The 20,510-nt window shown below is 70.2% G+C and carries 23 protein-coding genes; 13 read left to right on the top strand and 10 right to left on the bottom strand.

What is annotated here, in order from left to right:
- Positions 1-701: LytTR family DNA-binding domain-containing protein (locus tag VGJ14_09160; GenBank protein HEY2832581.1), on the top strand; the 701-nt coding region annotated here is incomplete at its 5' end.
- Positions 702-711: 10 nt separating this feature from the next.
- On the opposite strand, the gene VGJ14_09155 is transcribed toward VGJ14_09160, so the two are convergent.
- Positions 712-1,368, bottom strand: a complete 657-nt coding sequence (locus VGJ14_09155) for an O-methyltransferase (GenBank protein ID HEY2832580.1) — start codon at positions 1,366-1,368, stop codon at positions 712-714.
- Positions 1,365-2,207 carry a cation:proton antiporter gene (locus VGJ14_09150; GenBank protein HEY2832579.1) on the bottom strand — a complete coding sequence of 281 codons (843 nt, stop codon included), beginning with the start codon at positions 2,205-2,207 and terminating at the stop codon, positions 1,365-1,367. The genes VGJ14_09155 and VGJ14_09150 overlap by 4 nt, the downstream gene beginning before the upstream one ends.
- A 171-nt stretch (positions 2,208-2,378) precedes the next feature.
- Between VGJ14_09150 and VGJ14_09145 the strand changes: the two genes are divergently transcribed.
- From VGJ14_09145 to VGJ14_09135, 3 genes are all read left to right on the top strand, one after another.
- Positions 2,379-2,801, top strand: a complete 423-nt coding sequence (locus VGJ14_09145; protein ID HEY2832578.1) for a phage holin family protein — start codon at positions 2,379-2,381, stop codon at positions 2,799-2,801.
- A gap of 9 nt (positions 2,802-2,810) precedes the next feature.
- Positions 2,811-3,716: an alpha/beta hydrolase gene (locus VGJ14_09140; GenBank protein HEY2832577.1), complete on the top strand. Its 906-nt coding sequence runs from the start codon at positions 2,811-2,813 to the stop codon at positions 3,714-3,716.
- A gap of 120 nt (positions 3,717-3,836) precedes the next feature.
- Complete coding sequence (locus tag VGJ14_09135) at positions 3,837-4,169, top strand: hypothetical protein (GenBank protein HEY2832576.1); 333 nt, start codon at positions 3,837-3,839, stop codon at positions 4,167-4,169.
- 10 nt (positions 4,170-4,179) lie between these two features.
- On the opposite strand, the gene VGJ14_09130 is transcribed toward VGJ14_09135, so the two are convergent.
- Genes VGJ14_09130 through nth form a run of 4 tightly spaced genes read right to left on the bottom strand, consistent with a single transcriptional unit; the run spans position 4,180 to position 7,441 of the window.
- Positions 4,180-5,355: a MarP family serine protease gene (locus VGJ14_09130; protein ID HEY2832575.1), complete on the bottom strand. Its 1,176-nt coding sequence runs from the start codon at positions 5,353-5,355 to the stop codon at positions 4,180-4,182.
- Positions 5,356-5,383: 28 nt separating this feature from the next.
- Positions 5,384-6,082: a CoA pyrophosphatase gene (locus VGJ14_09125; protein HEY2832574.1), complete on the bottom strand. Its 699-nt coding sequence runs from the start codon at positions 6,080-6,082 to the stop codon at positions 5,384-5,386.
- On the bottom strand, positions 6,079-6,723 hold the full coding sequence (locus VGJ14_09120; GenBank protein ID HEY2832573.1) for a TlpA disulfide reductase family protein: 645 nt from the start codon (positions 6,721-6,723) through the stop codon (positions 6,079-6,081). Before VGJ14_09120 ends, VGJ14_09125 begins: the two co-directional genes overlap by 4 nt.
- Entirely contained in the window at positions 6,716-7,441 is a 726-nt protein-coding gene (gene nth / locus VGJ14_09115; protein HEY2832572.1) for an endonuclease III, read from the bottom strand. Before nth ends, VGJ14_09120 begins: the two co-directional genes overlap by 8 nt.
- Positions 7,442-7,606: 165 nt before the next feature.
- On the opposite strand from nth, the gene VGJ14_09110 reads away from it, so the two are divergent.
- From VGJ14_09110 to VGJ14_09075, 8 genes are all read left to right on the top strand, one after another.
- A complete protein-coding gene (locus VGJ14_09110; GenBank protein HEY2832571.1) occupies positions 7,607-8,281 on the top strand; it encodes a Crp/Fnr family transcriptional regulator in 675 nt (224 codons plus the stop codon).
- A gap of 199 nt (positions 8,282-8,480) precedes the next feature.
- The gene (locus VGJ14_09105) at positions 8,481-9,437 is read left to right on the top strand and encodes a hypothetical protein (GenBank protein ID HEY2832570.1); all 957 of its coding nucleotides are present in this window, start codon (positions 8,481-8,483) and stop codon (positions 9,435-9,437) included.
- A 468-nt stretch (positions 9,438-9,905) separates the two neighbouring features.
- A complete protein-coding gene (locus VGJ14_09100; GenBank protein ID HEY2832569.1) occupies positions 9,906-10,844 on the top strand; it encodes a branched-chain amino acid ABC transporter permease in 939 nt (312 codons plus the stop codon).
- The gene (locus tag VGJ14_09095) at positions 10,841-12,868 is read left to right on the top strand and encodes an ATP-binding cassette domain-containing protein (protein ID HEY2832568.1); all 2,028 of its coding nucleotides are present in this window, start codon (positions 10,841-10,843) and stop codon (positions 12,866-12,868) included. The genes VGJ14_09100 and VGJ14_09095 overlap by 4 nt, the downstream gene beginning before the upstream one ends.
- Positions 12,865-13,578, top strand: a complete 714-nt coding sequence (locus VGJ14_09090; protein ID HEY2832567.1) for an ABC transporter ATP-binding protein — start codon at positions 12,865-12,867, stop codon at positions 13,576-13,578. Before VGJ14_09095 ends, VGJ14_09090 begins: the two co-directional genes overlap by 4 nt.
- Positions 13,579-13,587: 9 nt before the next feature.
- Positions 13,588-13,854: a DUF2277 domain-containing protein gene (locus VGJ14_09085; protein HEY2832566.1), complete on the top strand. Its 267-nt coding sequence runs from the start codon at positions 13,588-13,590 to the stop codon at positions 13,852-13,854.
- 18 nt (positions 13,855-13,872) lie between these two features.
- Entirely contained in the window at positions 13,873-14,199 is a 327-nt protein-coding gene (locus VGJ14_09080) for a putative quinol monooxygenase (GenBank protein HEY2832565.1), read from the top strand.
- Between the two features lie 139 nt (positions 14,200-14,338).
- Entirely contained in the window at positions 14,339-15,517 is a 1,179-nt protein-coding gene (locus VGJ14_09075) for a hypothetical protein (GenBank protein HEY2832564.1), read from the top strand.
- Positions 15,518-15,523: 6 nt separating this feature from the next.
- On the opposite strand, the gene VGJ14_09070 is transcribed toward VGJ14_09075, so the two are convergent.
- From VGJ14_09070 to VGJ14_09060, 3 genes are all read right to left on the bottom strand, one after another.
- Positions 15,524-17,050 carry a hypothetical protein gene (locus tag VGJ14_09070; GenBank protein ID HEY2832563.1) on the bottom strand — a complete coding sequence of 509 codons (1,527 nt, stop codon included), beginning with the start codon at positions 17,048-17,050 and terminating at the stop codon, positions 15,524-15,526.
- Between the two features lie 256 nt (positions 17,051-17,306).
- Positions 17,307-18,011, bottom strand: a complete 705-nt coding sequence (locus VGJ14_09065) for a response regulator transcription factor (GenBank protein ID HEY2832562.1) — start codon at positions 18,009-18,011, stop codon at positions 17,307-17,309.
- A gap of 181 nt (positions 18,012-18,192) precedes the next feature.
- Positions 18,193-18,339, bottom strand: coding sequence for a hypothetical protein (locus VGJ14_09060; GenBank protein ID HEY2832561.1), 147 nt, complete (start codon positions 18,337-18,339; stop codon positions 18,193-18,195).
- 160 nt (positions 18,340-18,499) lie between these two features.
- On the opposite strand from VGJ14_09060, the gene VGJ14_09055 reads away from it, so the two are divergent.
- Positions 18,500-19,114 (top strand): DedA family protein, encoded by a 615-nt coding sequence (locus tag VGJ14_09055; protein HEY2832560.1) that lies wholly within the window; start codon positions 18,500-18,502, stop codon positions 19,112-19,114.
- 6 nt (positions 19,115-19,120) lie between these two features.
- Here VGJ14_09055 and VGJ14_09050 read toward each other — a convergent pair whose 3' ends face one another.
- Positions 19,121-20,374, bottom strand: a complete 1,254-nt coding sequence (locus VGJ14_09050; GenBank protein ID HEY2832559.1) for a HAMP domain-containing sensor histidine kinase — start codon at positions 20,372-20,374, stop codon at positions 19,121-19,123.
- Between the last annotated feature and the right edge of the window lie 136 nt (positions 20,375-20,510).

The raw sequence follows: 20,510 nt of genomic DNA, 5'->3' as shown, positions 1-20,510 counted from the left end.
CGGCCCTGTCCGAGCTCGGTTTCCTGCTGCGGGCCGACCCCCGGGTGGATCGGGTACTCACCGCGCGCAGCGGCGCCGAGGCGCTGCGGATGGTCACCGAGGCCGCGCCGGACGCGGTGTTCCTGGACATCCAGATGCCGGATCTGTCCGGGGTGGACGTGGCCCGCGCGGTCAACCGCATGCCGCACGCCCCGGCACTGGTGTTCGTGACGGCCTCGGACGCGCATGCCCTGGACGCTTTCGATCTGGCCGCGGCGGACTACTTGCTCAAACCGATCCGCCCGGAGCGGCTGCGCGAGGCGGTGCGGCGGATCGCGGCGATGGCGGCACTACCCAGGACCGCACCGCCCGCGCCGAGCGACGCGGAGTCGATCGCCATCGAACTGGCCGGGGTCACCCGTTTGGTGCCGCGCGCCGAGGTGCGCTACGTGCAGGCCCGCGGTGACTACGCGCGAATGTTCACCGCGACCGACTCGCATCTGGTGCGGGTGCCGATGTCCACGCTCGAGGAGCGCTGGGCGGCGGCCGGTTTCGTGCGCATCCACCGCAGCTTCCTGGTGTCGCTGGCCCACGTGCACGAGGTGCGGTTCGCGCCGGGCCGGGCCACCGTGGTCGTCGGCACCGACGAGCTGCCGGTCAGTCGCCGGCACACCCGCGCACTGCGCGATTTGCTCGCCCAGCGCGTGCTGCGCGCGCAGTGAGCGAGCTGAGCTACCGCTTGCGCGCGATCGTCAGCCCGTCGGCCACCGGCACCAGCACCTGCTCGACCCGGTCGTCGGTCAGCACGTAGTCGTTGAACTCCCGCAGCGCGACGGTGTCGGGGTCGTGGACCGTCGCGTCCACCACCTTGCCGGACCACAGCACGTTGTCCACCAGCACCAGCCCGCCGGGACGCAACCGCGGCACAATCTCGTCCCAGTAGGTGCGGTAGCCGGTCTTGTCCGCGTCGATGAACGCCCAGTCGATGGCGGGCTCGTCGGGCAGCGCGCGCAGCGTCTCGGCGGCCGGCGCCAACCGCAGCTCGATGCGATCGGTGAGAGCGGCCCGCTCCCAGTACTTGCGGGCGATCGAGGTCCACTCCTCGCTGACATCACAACAGAGCAGACGCCCGTCCGGCGCGAGCGCCCGGGCGACACAGATCGAGGAATACCCGGTGAACGTGCCGACCTCAACCGCGAACCGGGGCGCGACCAGCCGGGCCAGCAGCGTCATGAACGCACCCTGGCTCGCGGAGATCTGCATGCTCGAGGCCCGCCCGAGGCCCGCGTTGTACTCGGCCAACTCGCGCAGCAAACCGTCGGCCGGGCCGGCGTGCGCCTCGACGTAGGCGCCGAGCGCCGCGGGCAGGAATGGCGATGTGGGGCTCATGCAGGCGACGTTAGTCGGCGCAGCAGGGGGGCGACCGTGCCACCCTGCACGAACAGGGAGAACAGAACGGCGATCACCACCACGCCGTATAACCGGGGCGCGGCCGGGGTGTTGTGCACCACCAACTGCAGACCCAGCAGCAGCGGCACCGCGCCCTTGAGGCCCACCCAGCCGAGGATCGCGCGCTCGCGGACGGAAAACGCGGAGCCGGCCAGACACAGCGCCACCGCCGCCGGTCGCACCACGAACGCGGCCAGCGCACCCAGCGCCAGGCCGGGCCCCCACACGTTGGTGTGGCGCAGCACGTCCGGATGCAGGGTGAGCGCGAGGACCCCGAAGGCGGCGACCCGAGCGGCCCGCACCACCAGCGTCGGCACGGATCGTCCGCCGCGATGCCCCCACCAAATACCCGCGGTGAAGGCCGGCAGGAACACCGAGCTGTTGAGCAGGTCGGTGAGGCTGTACCCGGCGAACGCGAAGCCCAACGTCGCGGCCAGCACGATGCCGACGATGTCGTTGGCGCCGGACTCACCCTCGAGCACCAATCCGACCGCCGAACGCTCGGTGTGGGACTCCCGAACCAGCGCGAACACCACTGCGGGATCGGTGGGTGCAAAGGCGGCACCCAGCAGCAGCGCGGGGTGCCAGTCGAACCCGAGCAGCCAGTGCGCGCCGGCCGCCAGTCCCGCCGCCGAGAGCACCGTGCCCGGCAGACCGAGGGTGAGGATCGGCCGCCACAACCGGCCGGGTCGCGCCGCTCCCAGCCCGCCGCCGCCGTCGAACAAGATCAACACCAGCGCCACCGACACGAAGTGGGCGGCCAAGGGTGCATCCAGCACTACGGACTCCCCGGGGCGTCGACAAACGAACCGCCGACCAGACTTCCCGGCACACCTGTCGACCAGCCTACCCATCCCCATCGGCATCGGAGCGCGGGGCGGGGAGTGTGCGCGCCGGCCCGGGGGGCAGGATGTCGCGCACCGACTTTCCACTCGAGCGGAGGCGCGACGATGAGCGAGGCACCGACCGCGACCGAACAGTCGCTGGGCGAACTGGTCGCCGCGGCCAGCCGGGACATGTCGGTGCTGGTGCGCAGCGAGATCGAACTGGCCAAACTCGAGCTGAGCTCGGAGGTGAGGAAAGCTGCGGTGGGCGGCGGTGCCCTCGGCGGCGCGGCCGTCTTCGGGATATTCGGCCTGGTGATGGGCTCATTCGCGGCTGCCTACGGGTTCGCCGAACTGGTCCCGATCTGGGCCGGCTTTCTCATCGTCATGGGCATTTACCTGTTCTTCGCGGCGATCTTCGCCCTCGTCGGGCGCAGCGCGATGAAGAAGTTGGGCCCACCCCAACGCACCGTGCGCACCGCCAAGGACACCGTCGCGGCACTGAAGAACAGGGACAAGGGCACGAAGAACGCCACCCCGGCCGGCTGACCGCCCGTCATGGCAGAGGACGACGACGTCGTCCTGGCGGACGGTCCCTGGACACATCGGCAGGTCGCCGCCAACGGGGCCCGATTCCACGTGGTCGAGGCCGGCGAGGGCCCGCTGGTGCTGCTGCTGCACGGCTTCCCGATGTTCTGGTGGACCTGGCGCCGGCAACTTTCGGCGCTCGCCGAGGCCGGCTACCGCGCGGTGGCCATGGACCTGCGCGGCTACGGCGGCAGCGACAAGACCCCGCGCGGCTACGACCCGTTCACGCTGTCCGGTGACGTGGCCGGGGTGGTCCGCTCACTGGGCAGCGCCACGGCCACTCTCGTCGGGCACGGCTGGGGCGGCCTGCTCGGCTGGACCACCGCGGTGCTCGAGTCGAGGACCGTCGCCGGCCTCGTGGTGCTGTCCGCCCCGCACCCCCGGCGCATGCGCGCGGCGGTGGCCGCCGACCGGCGCCAACTCGCCGCGTCGTCCTACGTGTTGGGTTACCAGCGGCCGTGGGTACCGGAGCGGAAGCTGACCGCGGACGGCTCCGCCGAGGTGGAAACGCTGTTGCGGACCTGGTCCGCCGCCGAGCACTGGCTCGATCCCGACACTGTGGCCCGGTACCGGCGGGCCATGCAGATCGAGGCGGTGGCGCACTGTTCGCTGGAGTACCACCGCTGGGCCGTGCGCTCGCTGTTCCGCCCGGACGGCATGCGCTTCGCCCGGCGCATGCAGACCCCGATCTCCCGCCCGGTACTGCAGCTGCACGGGGCGCGTGACCCGGTGATCCTGCCGTCCAGCGCGGCGGGCTCGGGGCAGTACGTGACCGGGCCGTACTCCTGGTCCACGGTCAGCGGCGCCGGGCACTTCCCGCACGAGGAGACACCGGACGCGGTGACCGCCGCGCTGCTGCACTGGCTTTCGTCCTGACCCGTTCGGCGCAGCCCGCTGGCGGCGTCCACCCGCGAGGGGTGCCAATGGGGCACAAGCCGTCGAAGTCAGGCATATGCCGATACGGCGCGGGACGTCACCACATCGCTTGGGGGAACCATGAACGCAACGCACCTGCTGCGCCGCGCCGCGCTGCTCACCTCGGCCGTCGGCCTGGCCGGCTCCGCCCTGGTGTTCGGCGGCGGCACCGCGTTCGCCGCGCCGGGTCCGGACCACGACTGGGACAACTGGCACCACTACGGTCGCCACCACCACGACCGTCACCACGGCGACGGCCGCAACGACGGGCGCAACGACGGCCGCAACGACGGGCGCAGCACCCTGTTCGAGCCGCGCCACCCGCGTCAGGCCCGGCACTGGGACGACGACCTGGAGCGCTGCAACCCGAACAGCTGCTGGCGTGGCTTCGGCGGGCACCCCCGCGGGTTCTAGTAGCGCCGCCTTACACGCAGGAGGCAGTGCCGACGCGATCCGTCGCGTTCCGCGCCTTGGTCGCGTCGGGCTGAACCTCCGTGGAGGTCAATGCGTAACCGGTCTCGCTGCTCTCCACCGACTTGGCGAAGATCACCCCGAACACGTCGCCGTCCGGGGACAGCAGCGGGCCGCCGGAGTTGCCCGGCTCGATCTCGGCGTAGATGGAGAACACGTCGCGATCCACCGTGCCCTCGTCGTAGATGTCCGGACCGCGTGCGTTGATTTCCTCCCGGATGCGGGCCTTGGCCAATTGGTAGGGACCGTTGAGCGGGAAGCCCGCGGCCACCGCCGAGTCGCGGCGCGCCCCGGACAGGTCGAAGTGCAGCGCGGGGGCATCCAGTCCCGGCACGTAGATCACCGCGATGTCCCGGCGCGAATCGAACAACACGACCCGGCCCGGCAACCGCTGCCCGGTGCCGCCCACCGACACCGTCGGGTCGGTTACCCCGGCCACCACGTGGGCGTTGGTCATCACGTGTTCCTTGGCGAAGACGAACCCGCTGCCCTCCAACGCCTTGCGGCAGGACAGCGCGGCGCCCTCGACCTTGACCACGCTCTTGCGGGCGGCCCGTATCTCCGGCGCGGCCAATGGCCCGGAGTCCGGCGGGTTCACCGGCAGGATGCGTTCGTTGTCGAACGGCCCGAACACCTGGGTCAGCCCGTTCTTGTTCAACATCCGGGACAGCGAGCGGTCCAGCTTGTTCGCCGACGCGGGCATCACCTTGTTGACCGCGGCCAGGATCTCGGAGTCGCGCACCTTCTTGGTGACGTTCGGGATCGGCGCGCGGGCCAGCGCGTTGCCCACGAACCAGGCCACCACCAACAGCGAGATGACGCCGAACACCGCTCCGGTGCTCGCGTCGATGATGTGTCCGGGCCGCCACATCAGGCGAGTGCGCATCGTGGTGCCCGCGACCGAGCCGAGTAACTGCCCGATGGTGGCCAGGGTCAGCACCAGACCGACGGCGAAGATCGCCTGGCTGAGCTGGTCGTGCACCACCTTGACGATCTTGGGCGCCAGGAAGATGCCGATCAGCCCGCCACTGATGAACCCGGCGAAGGCGCAGAAACCGATCAGGAACCCCTGCCGATACCCGGCCACCGCGAAGGACAGCGCCGAGATGCACAGAATGACGTCGACCATGCTCACCGGCAGACCTCGCTGCGCTCGCTCACGCGTCGACCTCGTTCGCGAACTCGACCTCGTCCGGCTGCGGGTAGCCCGCCAGGCGCAACACATCGTCGGGCAGATCCACCACGACCTCGGGTGACCACGGCCGCTCCCACCCGGCCAGGCGGATCAGTTTGTCCAACAGGCCGGCGGTGAAGCCCCACACCAGCATGCCGTTCACTCGGAAGCCCGGCATCGTCCGTCCGGTCGGCGGGTGATGCACCGTCACCCGGTTGTCCGGGTTCACCAGGTCCGCCAGCGCCACAGCGTGCACCGCCGCCACCTCGGCCGGGTCCACCGCGGCCACCGGCGACGGCTCCCGCCACCAGGCGAGCACCGGGGTCACCACGTAACCCGTGAACGGGATGAACACCGCGGGCAGCGTGGCGAAGACCTGCACCCCGGACGGGTCCAGACCGGTTTCCTCGACGGTCTCCCGCAACGCGGCCGCGGCCAGACCCGCGTCGCCCGGATCCAGCACCCCACCGGGGAACGCCGGCTGCCCGGCGTGCCGGCGCAACCCGCGGGCGCGTTCAATGAGCAGCACCTGGATGCCGCGTTGCTCGTCGGACCAGAACAGCATCAGCACCGCGGACGGGCGGCCGCCGCCGTCCTCGGGCGGCAGGAATCCACTGAGCTGTTCAGCTTGGACGGAGGCCGCGACCTCGACCAACGGGTCGAGCCAGCCGGGCAGGTTCACCCAATTCCCTTCGCGGGCGCCGCGCCCCGGACGCCGAGTTTCGTCTCCACCGCCCGACGCACCTCGTCCGCGCTGGTGAACGCACCATAGTGGACCCCGGCGATGGTTCCGTCCGATCGGAGGAAGAACGTCACCGGCGGGCCGGGCACGTGCAGCGGGCCGCGCACCACGCCGTGCGGATCGCGCAGCGATGGCCAGCCGACACCGTGGTAGTTATTCCAGGCCCGCGCGTCGGCGGGTTCGTCGGAGACGTCCAGCCCGACAAAGCGCACCCGGCCGGCCAGGCTGTGCTCAGCGTCGACCAGGTAGGGCGCCTCGTCCCCGCACGGCCCGCACCAACTGGCCCAGATGTTCAGCACGGCCGGGCCGCGCAGGCCGGCCAGTGACACCGCCGGGCCGCCGCCCAGGCAGGACAAGGAGATCGTCGGCAACTTCTTGCCCGCCTTCGCCGCGCCCGCCCCGGCCAATGCGCGGTCCAGGCCGGCGCAGGGCACCGACGGTCCGTCCGGTCGTTCGTCCACGGTGGCCGCCGGCAATGCCGACTGGGCAGCCGCGACAACCGGTCCGTGCCCGCCCGCGCCGCACCCGGCCAGCAGCGCGGTCACGGCCAGCGCCGCGGACAGCGCCCGCACCTCAGGCATCCACGGCGACGACGGGACCGGCCTTGACCAGCTTCGCGGCCTTGACCGGGTCGGTCTCGCCCTCCCCGAACGACGGGCACCACTCCGCCACCGGGCAGGCACCGCACGCGGGCTTGCGGGCGAAGCAGCGCCGCCGGCCGTGCCAGATCATCCGGTGCGACAGCACCGTCCATTCCTTCTTGGGGATCAGCGCGCCGACCTCGTGCTCGACCTTCACCGGGTCGGTCTCGGTGGTCCAGCCGAATCGGCGGGACAGCCGACCGAAGTGGGTGTCCACGGTGATGCCCGGGATGCCGAAGGCGTTGCCGAGCACCACGTTGGCCGTCTTGCGGCCCACCCCGGGCAGGGTGACCAGTTCGTCCAGGGTGTTCGGCACCTCGCCGCCGTAGCGCTCGCACAGTGCTTGAGCCATGCCGAGCAGCGAGTTGGTCTTGGCCCGGAAGAACCCCGTGGAGGCCACGATGGTCTCCATCTCGGCGCGGTCAGCGCCGGCGTAGTCCGCCGCGCTGCGGTACTTCGCGAACAGCACCGGGGTCACCTGATTCACCCGCACGTCGGTGGTCTGCGCGGACAGAATCGTGGCGACCAGCAGCTCCAGGGGGTTGTGGAAGTCCAGCTCGCAATGGGCGTCCGGGTAGGCCAGCGCCAGCTCGCGACTGATCCGCCGGGCTCGACGGGTACGGCCCAGCCCCGTCTCCGTGGCGAACGAGCGGGCCATCTGCTCAGCGTACGTGCGGGCGTGGACGATCTCGCTGTGTGGTGCCCGGGTCCGTGGTCCGGCGACGCACCGGGTGTGATGCGGGCCACGTCGCGGCACTACGCTGGCGGCGTCCGGCTCGGCACCTACCCGCCTGCCGCCGACCCGGCAGAAAGGAAGTGCCCCGTGGACGACGTCATCAAGAGAGCGCCCCTGTTCAGCGCCCTGGATGAGGATGCTGCGGACTCGTTGCGCCGCTCGATGACCGAGGTCAGCCTGGGGCGCGGGCAGGTGCTGTTCCGGGAGGGTGACACCGGCGACCGGCTCTACGTGGTCATCGAGGGCAAGATGAAGCTGGGTCGTACCTCCAGCGATGGCCGGGAAAACCTGCTCTCCGTGCTCGGTCCCGGCGAGATGTTCGGCGAGCTGTCGTTGTTCGATCCCGGTCCGCGCACCTCCACTGCCACCGCGGTCACCGAATCCCGCCTGTACGCGATGTCCCACCCGGACCTCAAGCCGTGGCTGACCGGCCGTCCCGAGGTGGCGCTGTCGCTGCTCCGCCAGCTCTCCCGCCGGCTGCGCCGAACCAATGAGGTGGTCGGCGACCTGGTGTTCTCCGACGTGCCGGGGCGGGTGGCCAAGGCCCTGCTCGACCTGTCCAACCGGTTCGGGGTGCCCAACGACGACGGCCTGCACGTGGCGCACGACCTCACTCAGGAGGAGTTGGCCCAGCTGGTCGGGGCGTCGCGGGAGACCGTGAACAAGGCCCTCGCCGATTTCGCCGGCCGCGGTTGGCTGCGCCTGGAGGCGCGCGCCGTGGTCCTGCTGGACATCGAGCGCCTGCAGCGCCGGGCGCGCTAGCCAGGGGCCGTCCACGGCAGTGTCGTCCGCTCATTCATGAGCGCAGCGAGTTCTGTCATACGCCAGTCGTCAAATTCGGGGTTGTACCGCGGCCCTTTTTGACGACTCACGTATGACAGTGCTCCGACGCGGCCCGCCGGGTTGTCCACAGGGCGACGATTCAGCTGAACGCCGGGGCGATTTTCGACAAGGTCGCTGCATGCGACTGCCGTACCCCTCGTACACCGAGCCGTTCAGCGCGGCTCACGCCCTCGCCCTGGGTCACACGCTCGCCGAACTGCGCCAGGCCCAACGCGCCGGGCGACTGATCCGGTTGCGCCGCGGCGTATACATCGTCGCCGAGGCCCGGCGTGCGGCGACGCACAACGACCCCGTGCTGCACGCCCAGGACATCGCCGCGCTCAGTCTGGCCATGCCTCGGCGAAGGCTGGTCGCGGTCGACACCTCCGCCGCCCGTATCCACGGGCTCGCCGTCCGGGATTCCTACCCAAACGACCTGGCCGTGGCGGTGGAGGGCCGGCAGGGCACTCATGGCACCCACCGCGACGGCTATTTTCTGCGCGTGGCACGCCTGCCGGATCATCACCTCGAGACGAAGCACGGTGTCCTCGTCACGACCCCGGCCCGGACGGTGCTCGACGTGGCCGCGCACCACGGGCTGGACAACGGCGTCGTTGCCGCCGACGCCGGGTACAAAGGGAAGCTGTTCACGCCGACCCTGCTCCGCGCCACAGTCGATGAGCTCGAGAGACGGCCGGGCATCGAAGTTATCCGGGACTGCGTCGAGTTCGCCGACCCAGCCTGTGAGTCGGTGTTGGAATCGATCTCCCGGCTGTCCATGCGCGAAATCGGCATACCGATGCCCGCCACCCAGGTCACCCTCTACGACGACGGCTACATCACGATCCGCGTGGACTTCTACTGGGAACCGCTGCTTCTGGTCGGCGAGGCCGACGGCGAGTCCAAGTACACGATGGATGGACGCGACCCGATGGCCTCTCTGCGCGCCCAGCAGGAACGTGAGCGCATCCTCCGCGAGCTCGGCTTCGACATCGTGCGGTGGAACTGGCACGTGGCCAACAACCCGAGGCTGCTCGGCGCGCGCCTGCGCAGCGCATTCGCCCGCGCCGAGGAGCGCCGCGGTCACGTTGGCTAGGACGGCCACTGTCATACGCGAGGCGTCAGATTTCGGGCCTCCGGGGCCTCCAAACCGACGCTCCACGTATGAGAGAGCTCGCTGCGCTCATGAATGAGCGGGGCGACAGGAGAACGGGCGCGGGCGGGGCGACACGAGAACGGGCGCGGGGGGGAGACACGAGAACGGGCGCGGGCGGGGAGACACAAAGGAGGGCCGGGCCGACGTTCGCGAGTCCCCACCGCGCGCGAACTAGGTCGACCCGGCCCAGCCAGGTGATCCAACCTGGTGATGCAGGAGCCACTTGCTGAGATATATGTGACTGGAGTGACTACGTTAGTGTCAAGATCCGCGACGATTTTGATATCTGCGTGTCGCCCGCGGAGGCCGGGCGGCCGCGGGCGAATTGACCGACTGGTCGGAATTGTCACGGTTGCTTTACTCTCCCCGCAGGCCACGTCCGACGCTTCTCGGTCCTGGGAGGTCGCCGTGCACTGGAATTTGCTTCCGTCCATCGTCGTGCTCGGCACGCTGACCGCCGGCCTGTACGGGCTGTTGCCGGTCGCCGTCGTCCTTACCTATCGGATCAGTCGGACGATCGGCTTTGTGCACGGCGGCTTCGCCATCTTCGGCGGCCTGGCCTACACGCTGCTGGTCAACGGGCAGGACCGCGAGGACGGGTTCGGGTTGCACCCGATGCTGCCTGCGGTGCCCGCACTGCTGCTGGTGATGGTCGCCGGCGCGGTGCTGGCCACGCTGTTCGGCGCGGTCGTGATGTCTCGTTGGATGGCCGAGATGCCCGGCGTCACGCTCACTGTGATCTCCATCGCCGGGTTGCTGGTGGTCGGCAACCTGTCCGGCTTCTACCTGCGCCCCGGTGGCTTCTCGCTGGCGACCAGTCCGTTCCCGGAGGGCGGACACCGCGTGTTCAAGGTCGTGGTGACCTACCACCGGTTGGCCGTCCTGCTCATCCTGATCGGCATCGTCGTCGCGCTGACGGTGTTCCTCAACAACACCTACACCGGCTTGGCGATCCGGGCCATCTCCGACGACGTCGAGGCCAGCGTGTGGTGCGGGGCGAAGCTGCGGCTGATCGGCGCCGGGGTCTACGGGGTGTCCGGCGCGATCGCGGCCGCGGCGGGGGCGCTGTATGCCTCCGCGGTGGCGTCCGCGGTCGACGGCATGCTCAGTCTGTTCGTCATCGGCCTGTTGCTGGCCATCGTCGGCGGGATGCGCTCGGTGCCGCTGGCGCTGCTCGGTTCGATCGTCTACGGCGTGTTGAACACCGCGCTGGTCGCCGGGCTGTGGGGCACCATCGGGGTCGGCCGACAGAACGTGATCCTGTTCGCCGCGTTGATCGTGTTGATCATCGTTGCGGCCCGGTTCCGCCGGGAGAACTTCATCCAGCTCGCGGGCCATCAGACATGAGGCAGCAGCCGGCCGACGGACCGATCACCAGGACCCGACCGGTGCTGCGGGCCATGGCCAGCCCCTGGTCGATCCTGATGGCTCTCGGGTTGCTGATCTGGCCGTTCCTGACTGCCGACTACCTGGTGTTCAGCATGTCCGCCGCGGTGCCGATCGCCATTCTGGGCCTCGGTCTGCTGGTGCTGCAGGGCTGGACCCGGGAGATCGCGCTGTGTTCGGCGGGCCTGTTCGCCACTGCCTGCTACCTGATGAACTGGCTGGACCGCGACGAGCAGGGCAAGGGCCTGCCGTGGATCGTCGCCGCGGTGCTGGCGACCGGCGCGGTGACCGCGATGATGACCGGGCTGGCCGTGGTGTCCAGCAAGCTGCCCCCGATGTACATGATCGTGATGACCATCGGGCTGCAACTGACCCTGGAGTCGACGATCTACGGCGTCGGCTACCTCTCCGGTGGTACCTCCGGCGGTAACGGTGGCGCCCCGCTGCACGACGACCGCGGAAGGCCGCTGGGCCTGAACCTGGTCGACGACAACCTCTTCTATTTCTACTCGCTGTGCTGGCTCGCGATCGTGCTGGTGCTGCTGGTTCGGCTGCGGCGCAGCCCGGTCGGGTTGGCCTTCCTGTTGGTCGGACACAACCGTCAGTCCGCTGCGGCGCTGGGCATCCCGGCCACCTGGTTCCGGGTCCTCGCGTTCACCCTGGCCGGCTTCCTCGCGGGGGTGGCCGGTGTGCTGGCCAGCTGGTTGTTCGTCACGCCACCGCTGTTCCTGTCCTACCGCGTGCAGGAATCGCTGCTGCTGTTGGCCATTCCGGTGGTGGCCGGCGTCGACTCCATGGCCTCGGTTCTGATGGTGGCTGCATACCTCGTGGTGATGCCGGTGTTGCTCGAGCGCTGGCACATCGATCAGGCCTTCGTCGCCTCGTTCACCCTCGGTATCGGTGCGCTGTTCGGTTCGCGCGGCATCGGCGGGCGCATGCAGGATCTGGAACGACGCTGGCGATACGGCGCGAGGCGTGCGCGCACCAAACGCAAGCGGATGGCCACCGTGGTGCTGCGTCAGGCCGAGGGACTGGCGGATGAACGCACGTCGGTACTCACCGACGCCGAGCGCGCCGAATGCCTGGCGATCATCGAGCGGTGGCTGCCACCGCGTCCGGAGAACGAATACGCGATCCGCACCCGCGACGTGAAGCTGTCCTTCGGTGCGATCCACGCGCTGACCGGGGCGAGCATCGACGTACCCACCGGGCAGATGGTCGGCATGATCGGCCCGAACGGCGCCGGCAAGACCACGCTGTTCAACGTCATCACCGGCTTCGCCCCGCTGAACTCCGGCCGGGTCGAGATCTTCGGCAAGAACGTGACCCGGGCGACCCCGTGGGCGCGGGCCGCGTTGGGCACCGCGCGCACCTTCCAGAACACCCGGGTCATCACCGAACTGACCGCGGGGGACAACATCTGCGCGGGTGCCTACCAGGCGGTCAAGTCCAGCCCCGTCGCGTTCTTGGTGGGCCGGCCGCGAGCCTGGCAGGAGATGCGCCGGGTCGAGCAGGTCGGTTGGGCAGCGGCCCGCCTGCTGGGCGTCGACAAATACTGGGACGAGCGGGTCGGCACGCTGGAGTTCTCCGCGCGCAGGCGCATCGAGATCGCCCGCGCGGTGGTGGCCGGCCCGCGCCTGCTGCTGCTCGACGAACCCGCCGCCGGGTTGGACCCCGCCTCGTCCTCGGCGCTGTTCGATCTGATCCGCAAGCTGCACGAGGACCTCGGGCTGACCGTGCTGATCGTGGAGCACTACGTGAAGGCCGTACTGGACACCTGCGACCTGGTCTATGTGCTGACCGAGGGCGCCGTGCTCGCCCGGGGAACGCCGGCGGAGATCGCCCTGAACCGCACGGTGCAGGACCGCTACCTGGGCACCCGGCTGGAGTATCTGGAAGGCCTCAGCCTCTGGGAGACCGACGAACCAGAGCGGGCGCAACAACCTGACGGCGCCTCAGCTGCGATGACCGGGCAGAACCGGTGACCGCCGAGACCGGTCACGTCCGACCCATCCTCGAGGTGGAGCAATTGGTCGCCGGTTACTCCGGACAGGCTGTGCTGCACCACGTCGATCTGCACGTGAACCCCGGTGAGGTGGTCTCCCTGCTCGGCGCCAACGGCGCGGGCAAGTCGACGCTGCTCAAGACGATCATGGGCACGGTGCCGGTGATCCAGGGATTTGTCCGGCTGGACGGGGTGGGCGTGGCCGGGTGGGCGCCGCACAAACGGGTGGCCGCGGGAATCGGTTTTTCCCCGGAGGGCCGGCGGGTATTCGCGAACCTGTCCGTCGAGGAGAACCTGCTGATGGGTGCCGCGGCCCTGCCCCGCTCCCGCAAGCGGGAGGGCCTGGACTACGTCCACCAGCTGTTCCCGGTGCTGTCCGAACGCTCGCGGCAGAAGGCCGGCACGTTGTCCGGCGGTGAGCAGCAGATGGTGGCCATCGCCCGGGCGATGATGCCGCAGCCACGCCTGCTGCTGGTCGAGGAGCCGTCTCAGGGCCTGGCCCCGGTGGTGGTCGACGGCGTGTACGCGGCACTGACGGAAATCGCGGCACGCGGCACCGGAGTGCTGGTTGCCGAGCAGTTCCAGCAGGTGCACGAAGAGGCCAGCACCCGCATCCTGGTCATCGACAAGGGCACGATCATCACCGACCGGACGCGCCGGCGAAAGGCCAAGCCGGCGGCTGCGAACTAGTCTCGGGGCATGTGTCGCAACATTCGACCGCTGGCCAACTTCGAACCGCCCTCGACCCCGGACGAGATCAGCGCGGCCGCGCTGCAATACGTGCGCAAGATCGCCGGCACCACCAAACCCTCGGCCGCCAACGCCGCCGCGTTCGATCGGGCGGTGGCCGCGGTGGCGGTCGCCTCGACCGAACTGCTGGCCGCGCTGGTGACCGCGGCGGCGCCGCGCAACCGCGAGATCGAGGCAGCCAAGGCCAGGGCACGCGCGGTGGCCCGCTACGGCTGAGCACCTACGCTCGAAACCATGATCCTCATCAACGTCAAGTTCCCGATCCGGCCCGAGCGTCTCGAGGAGTTTCTCGGGCTGGCCCGCCAGTACCGGGCGGACGTCACCGCCGAGCCGGGCAACGTCTACTTCGAGTGGTCCCGCGATCTCGACGATCCCAACACGTTCATTGCGGTGGAGTGCTTCCGCGACGGCGATGCCGGGGCCGCGCACATGGGCACCAAGCACGTCGCACAGTTCATGGCGACCGCCCCGGACTTCGTCGCCGCGCAGCCGTCGATCGTTTACGTGGACTCCGCGGACATCACCGGCTGGGGCCCGATGGGCGAAATCAAGCCGCGGTAGGCCGATCGGGCTGACATTTGCGCGAGCACGCGCATGTACTCCTCACCACTTTGTGCTCCATATGGATGATCTCTTCCCCGACACCGCTGCCGGTGGGCGACGATCCGCAGTAGGGGGCTGCCGACAAAGGAGTGCAGTGGTGAGAACGATCAGGTTCGTGGCAACGCTGGCGATGGTCGCCGGCGCGCTGGGTGGGCTGTCGGCCAATCCGGCCGGTGCCGCGCCGAGTGTGCTGCAGGCCACCGCGCTCGCCGCCGGGGCGAATCACAACTGCGCCATCACCACCGACACTCCCACGGTCGCCAACGCGGGCGGCGGAGTGGTCTGCTGGGGCCGTAACGACTGGGGTCAGTTGGGCAACGGCACCACGATCAGTTCGTCACTGCCGGTGCCGGTGACCGGTCTGGCCACCGGGGTACGCACAATCAGTGCCGGGCACTCCTACGCCTGCGCGCTCACCGAGGCCGGCGCCGTGTGGTGCTGGGGCAGCAACAAGTCCGGGCAACTGGGCGACGGCACGAACAACGACTCCTCGGTGCCGGTCCAGGTGAGCGGTTTGGCCGCCAATGTGGTGGCGATCAGTGCCGGCGAGTACCACATGTGCGCGCTTACCGCCGACGGCGCGGTGCAGTGCTGGGGCCACGGCCGGGCCGGGCAGTTGGGTAACGGCCAGTCACGTAACTCCACCACCCCGGTAACCCCGGCCGGTCTGAACTCCGGGGTGATCGCCATCAGCTCCGGTGGCTTCCACACGTGCGCCATCCTCAGCGACGCCGGCTTGAAGTGCTGGGGCCTCAACGAGTACGGCGAGTTGGGCAACGGCAGCACCGGCCTGGAGCCGCGGCCGGTGGATGTCACCGGCATCGGCCCGGTGGCGCAGATCTCGGCGGGTGGTGCCCACACCTGCGCGATCACCACCCAGGGCGCGGCCCTGTGCTGGGGCTTCAACCACTGGGGCCAGCTCGGCGACGCCTCCATCGCCGACAACTGGTCGCCCACCCCGGTCACCGGGCTTGACTCCGGGGTCTCGCAGATCGATGCGGGCGCCTACCACACCTGCGCACGAACCACCGACGGCCTGGAGTGCTGGGGCCAGAACCTGTTCGGCCAGTTCGGCGACGGCGGCAACAACGGCCTGGCGGCCCCGCGGCGGGTGGAGGGCCTCGAGGGCGACGCCCACGACGTCGTCGCCGGCTGGTTCCACAACTGCGCGATCAGCGGTCAGGGCGACGTCGTGTGCTGGGGTCGCAACCACTACGGGCAATTGGGCAACCGCAGCGTGGACAACACCAACGTGCCCGTCGAGGTCGAGGACTAAGAGCCTTCAGCCGACGCTGAACGCCGCGATCGCGGGTGAGGCGTCCGCATTGCCGGCCGCGTCCACGGCCCGCACCTCCAACCGGTGCGGGCCGGTGGTCTGGTGGCGGACCAAACTCTGCGGACATGAGGCCCAACCCGCGGAGTCGGGCACGGTCTGCGGGTCGACGTCCCAGCGGCACTGGAAGTGCACCGGGGTCTCGTCGGCTGCGAACGCGAACTGCACATCGCTGGGTGCACCGGCGGTAGGCGGACCGGACACGATGGTGGTGTCCGGCGGATAGACGTCGCGGGGCATCCCCATCGGGCCCGAGACCGGGTAGGTCGGACCACCCGGGTCGAGCACGAAGACGTCCTCGGCGTGGTTGTTGTCGAACGGGACCAGGTTCTGCGCCACCGAGGCCCAGGCCACATGCGCCCCGTCCGGACTGATCACCGCCGCGTGGCTGGTGCCGTCCGCCGCCGGGTCGGGCAGCCGGCTGGTGACACCGGTGCGTTGGTCCCACAGGTAGACCTGCGAACCGATCGGCCTGGCGCCGGGCACCGCGGCGGTGAATACGATCTGGTCACCGGTGGCATCCAGGGACGCCCCGTAGGCGTAGCCCACCGCACCGCTGTCCGCACCGAGCCCGCTGAGCAATGTTGTCTGATGGCTCGTCAGGTCGTACCGGTAGACATCCGGTGACCAGTTCCGGTCGTCGGGCGTCATCGGCCAGGCGGTGGTAAACGCAGCGACCTGCCCGTCCGGGGACAGCGCCACGTCCTGCGCGTCGCCCTGCGCCTGCTTGCCGCTGCTCTGCACGTCCACCCGGGTCACGCTGCCGGTGCGCAAGTCCTTGACGAACGCATCGGAGTAGCCATTGGAGTCATCGCCGATCAGGTTGTCCGCGGCGGAGATAAACGCGAGCTTCGACCCGTCGGCGCTGATCGAGGACAGGCCGCTGCCTGCGTCGGCCTCCGCGCCGTCCGCGGCCACACTCGCCCGCACGATCTGCTGCGTGGTGCGGTCCCAGACGAACACGTCGCCGGATTTGTTGGTGTCACCGGTCACCAGGTTGCTCGCGGTGGAGTCGAACCCGACATAACGGCCGTCCGCGGAGATCGTTGGGAAATCGCTCTCCCCGTTCGCGGACACACCCAGCGCCGCGGCGCTCACCCGCACCGTGTGCCCGGTAACCAAGTCGTGCAGGAACACATCGGCGCCGCCGGTGAGCACGTTCAGGTCTCCGAGGCTGAGGTTGGACGCATAGGAGGTGAAGGCCACCCAGCGGCCGTCCGCGGAGATCACCGGCGAGGAACTGGCGCCATTGGCCTGCAGACCGGTGTCGGTGACGCTGATCCGCCTGGTCAGCCCGCTGGTCCGGTCGCGCACGAAGATGTCCGGGACGTCGTTGGTGTCGTCGGGCACCAGATTGTCCGCGGCCGAGGCGAAGGCCACCCAGCGGCCATCGGCGGAGATCGACGGGGTGTCCAGCACACCGGCATCGGCCTGCGCGCCGCCCGCCCCGAGGTCCGCCCGAGCCGGGGTGGCCATGGTGGACGAGAGACCTCTCTCGCTGACGCCAAATGAGGCCTCCCTCCCTGACACTCGGGAGGGCGAGGGGGCCGCAGCCGCGGGGCTGTCCCACGAGGCGAGCCCGCAGGCAAGCGCTGTGGTGAGCACCGCCGACGTGACCGGAGCGCGCCAGCACGCTGCCACCCTGGACCCCCCGCAGCTCGACGCACCCCCTGGCGACGATCTTGTTCAGTGAAGCGGGAAGGACGGTTCCATCCGACGTCCGAACGGGTGATCAGTCGATCTCGAAGCGGTACCCGTAGCCGCGGAGCGTGGCGACCCGCTCCCATTTGTCGCCGGCGTCGGCGAGTTTGCGCCGCAGGTTGGCCATGTGCACGTCAAGGGTCTTGGTGGAGCCCTGCCAGTCCTCGTCCCAGACCTCGTCCATCAAAGTCTCCCGGCGCACCGCCTCACCGGCGTGACTGGACAGCACCTCGAGCAGCTCGAACTCCTTGGGCCGCAGCGGCAGCTCGGTACCCGCGTACCAGGCGCGCCGGGAGCGGCGATCCAGCAGCAGCCCACCGAGACTGATGTCGCCCTCACCGCGCGGCGCCCCGCGGCGCAGGTGCGCGCGGACCCGGGCGAGCAGTTCGGCCAGCCGGAACGGCTTGGCCACGTAGTCGTCCGCGCCGGCGTCCAGCGCGCGCACCGCATCGGCCTCGTCGGTGCGGGCGGTGACCACCACAATCACCACGCCGGGGTCGGTCTCCCGCAGGGCCTGGCACACGTCCACGCCGTCGCCGTCCGGCAGCCCGAGGTCGAGCAGCACCAGTTCGACGCCGGTGCGCGCCTTGACCAACGCGGTGGCCCCATCGCGGGCCCAGGCGACGTCGTAGTCCGCGCCGGCCAGAGCGGCCACCAGATCGGCACCGATCTGCTGGTCGTCCTCCACGACCAACACCCGTGGGTCGCGTGCGACGTGCTCGATCGCCTCGGTCACGGGGCGGCATCCTTCGGGCGGAGCGAGTTGCGGGCAACTCCCAGTGTGACGGAAATCCGCGCCGTGCTCACCTTTTCTTCACCCTGCGGTTGGGTTACCCGGGAGAGCACTCAGGATTCTGGCTGCAGCCCGAACACCGTGGGGAGTGACGGGGCGTCGGATGCGCAGCCCACGGGCCCGCTCAGCCCCGCCGTGCCGGTTCGTTCGACTCGTCCGGCACGAGCTCGGGCTGCGACCGCTCGGCCAGCCGATGCGCCAGCCGCACGGTCGCCACCACCGCCAGCATCACCGCGACACCACTGACCAGGACGTCCCGCACCGTCGACACGTATCCACCCCCGTTACCCCCGGCCCACACGCGCCTGCCTCGACCTTAGCTCGCACCGGGCGACAAACCGGGCCGGTACCGGTGAACCCCGGGCAAGAAGAATCCGCCGGTGCGCCGGGTCACCCTGCGGCCAGGGCCCGGAGTTCCTACGCTGAACCCCGTGAACCCATTGAGTCCGCACGACTGGTTGGACGCCCTCGGCCCGGCCGCGCTGCTGGTGGTCCTGTTCGCCGAGACCGGTCTGCTGGTCGGCTTCTTCCTGCCGGGCGACTCGTTGCTGTTCACCGCGGGCGTGCTGAGTGCATCCTCCCGGGACGGCCTGCACGTGTCCTACCTGCCTGCGCTGGTCTGCGCGGCGGCCGGCGCGCTGCTCGGCTCGCAATGCGGCTACCTGCTCGGCCGCCGGGCCGGACCCACATTGTTGGACGGTACGAAACATCCGAAGCTGCGGGAATCCGCAGCCCGGGCCACCGTGCAACTCCAGCGCTACGGGGTGGCCAAGGCCCTGGTGCTGGGCCGGTTCATCCCGGTGGTGCGCACCGTGGTCAACCCGCTCGCCGGTGCGCTGAACGTGCCGGTGCGGGTGTTCACCTTCTGGCAGGTACTCGGCGGGCTGGTGTGGACGATCGGCATCCTGGTGACCGGTCACCAGGTCGGTCACCGGATCCCCAGCATCGACCGCTACGTGTTACCCGTGGTCGCGCTCGCGGTGTTGGTGTCGGTGATCCCGGTGCTGCTCGAGGTGCGCCGAGCCCGGCGGGTCGGCGCCCGGTAAGGACCGTCAGGACACCTCGCCGGCGCCGGGCAGCAACACGGTCAGCCGCGTGGTCGGCTCGGTGCGGGCGTGCACCAACCGGCCGTTCTGCGCCGCGGCCAACGACGCGGCAATGGACAGCCCCAGCCGACGGGGGGCGTCCGGCGGTGGCGTCTGATCCGGGATCAGCGGCCGCTCGGCGTGCCCCTGATCGGCCACGTCGATGGCCACGGCGCCGGCACTGGACCGCGCGGTCACCGTCACCGCACCCGCGCCGTGGGTCAGCGCGTTATCCACCAGCACGTCCAGGATCTGGCGGACCGCCGGCGCGGAGGCCAACGCGGGGCCGGAGTCCTCGTCGACGACGGTCAGCGTGCGACCGGCCGCCCGCAACGGTCCGACCCAGCGCCGGTGCAGGTCGTCCAGGATCGGACCCAGCGGCAGGGCGGTGCTGGGCGGAGCACCGCGCGCCAGGGTGAGCACGTCGTCGATGGTCCGGGACAGTCGGTCCGCGCCACCGATGGCTTCCACCGCGGCCTCCCGCAGACCGGAGTCCGGACCGGTCAGCGCGTGTTCCAGGCCGAGGCGCAGGTCGGTGAGCGGGGTGCGCAGTTGGTGCGAGGCCACCGAGGTGAACGCCCGCTCGCGGGCCAGGATGTCGTCGAGTCGCGTCGCGGTGCGGTTCAGTGCGGCACCGGCGCGGTCGATCTCCACCACCCCGCAGGCCTCGGCGCGCACCGCGAAGTTGCCGTCACCCAATTCCTCCGCGGCCGCCTCCAGGGACACCAGCGGCCGGGCCAGTCGGCGGGCCTGCGCGGCGGCGTATGCCGAGCTGCAGACCCCGGCCAGCGCGGCCAGGCCGAGCATCAGCGCCCACGCCCCGCTCACCTTGTGCGTCAGATGCGACCGGGCCGAGGAGGCGCGCACCACCGCGGCCACATGGTCGGTGTCGTAGATGGGCACCGCGGTGACCAGGTTCGCCCCGGCGGTCAGCTCGACCGGGACACCGGAGATCGCGGTGGCCACCGGGTCACCACCGTCCTCCGGACCGATCCCGGCGATGCGCAACCGGTCCGTGCCGTACACCGCCACGGTCACCCCACGCGGCTGGTTGGCCACCGCGTCGGCCACGTTCGGCAGGTCCGCCGACGCGTGCAACGCGCTGCGCAGCGCGACCCGCTCCAATTCGCTGCGCTCGTCGTAGAAGTACAGCTGGTGCACGGCGTAGGCCAGCGGCAGTCCGAACAGGGTGATCGCGAGCGCGGCCGTGAGTACGGCCACGCCGAGAATTTTCCGGCGCACGACGGACCTCCTCAGTGCCTATCTGTGCGGCCGACGCAGCGAATCGAACAGGTCGCCGCACAGCACCGGCCCGGGCGGGCGGCCGATCTCGACGAACCACTCGGCACCCAACAAT

The organism is Sporichthyaceae bacterium (assembly GCA_036493475.1).
Classification (GTDB): domain Bacteria; phylum Actinomycetota; class Actinomycetes; order Sporichthyales; family Sporichthyaceae; genus DASQPJ01.
This window is presented reverse-complemented; position numbering and strand designations above follow the sequence as displayed.

Excerpts from the sequence above, each read along its gene's own strand:
- VGJ14_09085 (HEY2832566.1), top strand. The coding sequence starts at position 13,588 with ATGTGTCGCAACATTCGACCGCTGGCCAACTTCGAACCGCCCTCGACC.
- VGJ14_09080 (HEY2832565.1), top strand. The coding sequence starts at position 13,873 with ATGATCCTCATCAACGTCAAGTTCCCGATCCGGCCCGAGCGTCTCGAG.
- VGJ14_09140 (HEY2832577.1), top strand. The coding sequence starts at position 2,811 with ATGGCAGAGGACGACGACGTCGTCCTGGCGGACGGTCCCTGGACACAT.
- VGJ14_09070 (HEY2832563.1), bottom strand. The coding sequence starts at position 17,050 with ATGGCCACCCCGGCTCGGGCGGACCTCGGGGCGGGCGGCGCGCAGGCC.
- VGJ14_09135 (HEY2832576.1), top strand. The coding sequence starts at position 3,837 with ATGAACGCAACGCACCTGCTGCGCCGCGCCGCGCTGCTCACCTCGGCC.
- VGJ14_09145 (HEY2832578.1), top strand. The coding sequence starts at position 2,379 with ATGAGCGAGGCACCGACCGCGACCGAACAGTCGCTGGGCGAACTGGTC.
- nth (HEY2832572.1), bottom strand. The coding sequence starts at position 7,441 with ATGGCCCGCTCGTTCGCCACGGAGACGGGGCTGGGCCGTACCCGTCGA.
- VGJ14_09130 (HEY2832575.1), bottom strand. The coding sequence starts at position 5,355 with ATGGTCGACGTCATTCTGTGCATCTCGGCGCTGTCCTTCGCGGTGGCC.
- VGJ14_09120 (HEY2832573.1), bottom strand. The coding sequence starts at position 6,723 with ATGCCTGAGGTGCGGGCGCTGTCCGCGGCGCTGGCCGTGACCGCGCTG.
- VGJ14_09155 (HEY2832580.1), bottom strand. The coding sequence starts at position 1,368 with ATGAGCCCCACATCGCCATTCCTGCCCGCGGCGCTCGGCGCCTACGTC.
- VGJ14_09105 (HEY2832570.1), top strand. The coding sequence starts at position 8,481 with ATGCGACTGCCGTACCCCTCGTACACCGAGCCGTTCAGCGCGGCTCAC.
- VGJ14_09095 (HEY2832568.1), top strand. The coding sequence starts at position 10,841 with ATGAGGCAGCAGCCGGCCGACGGACCGATCACCAGGACCCGACCGGTG.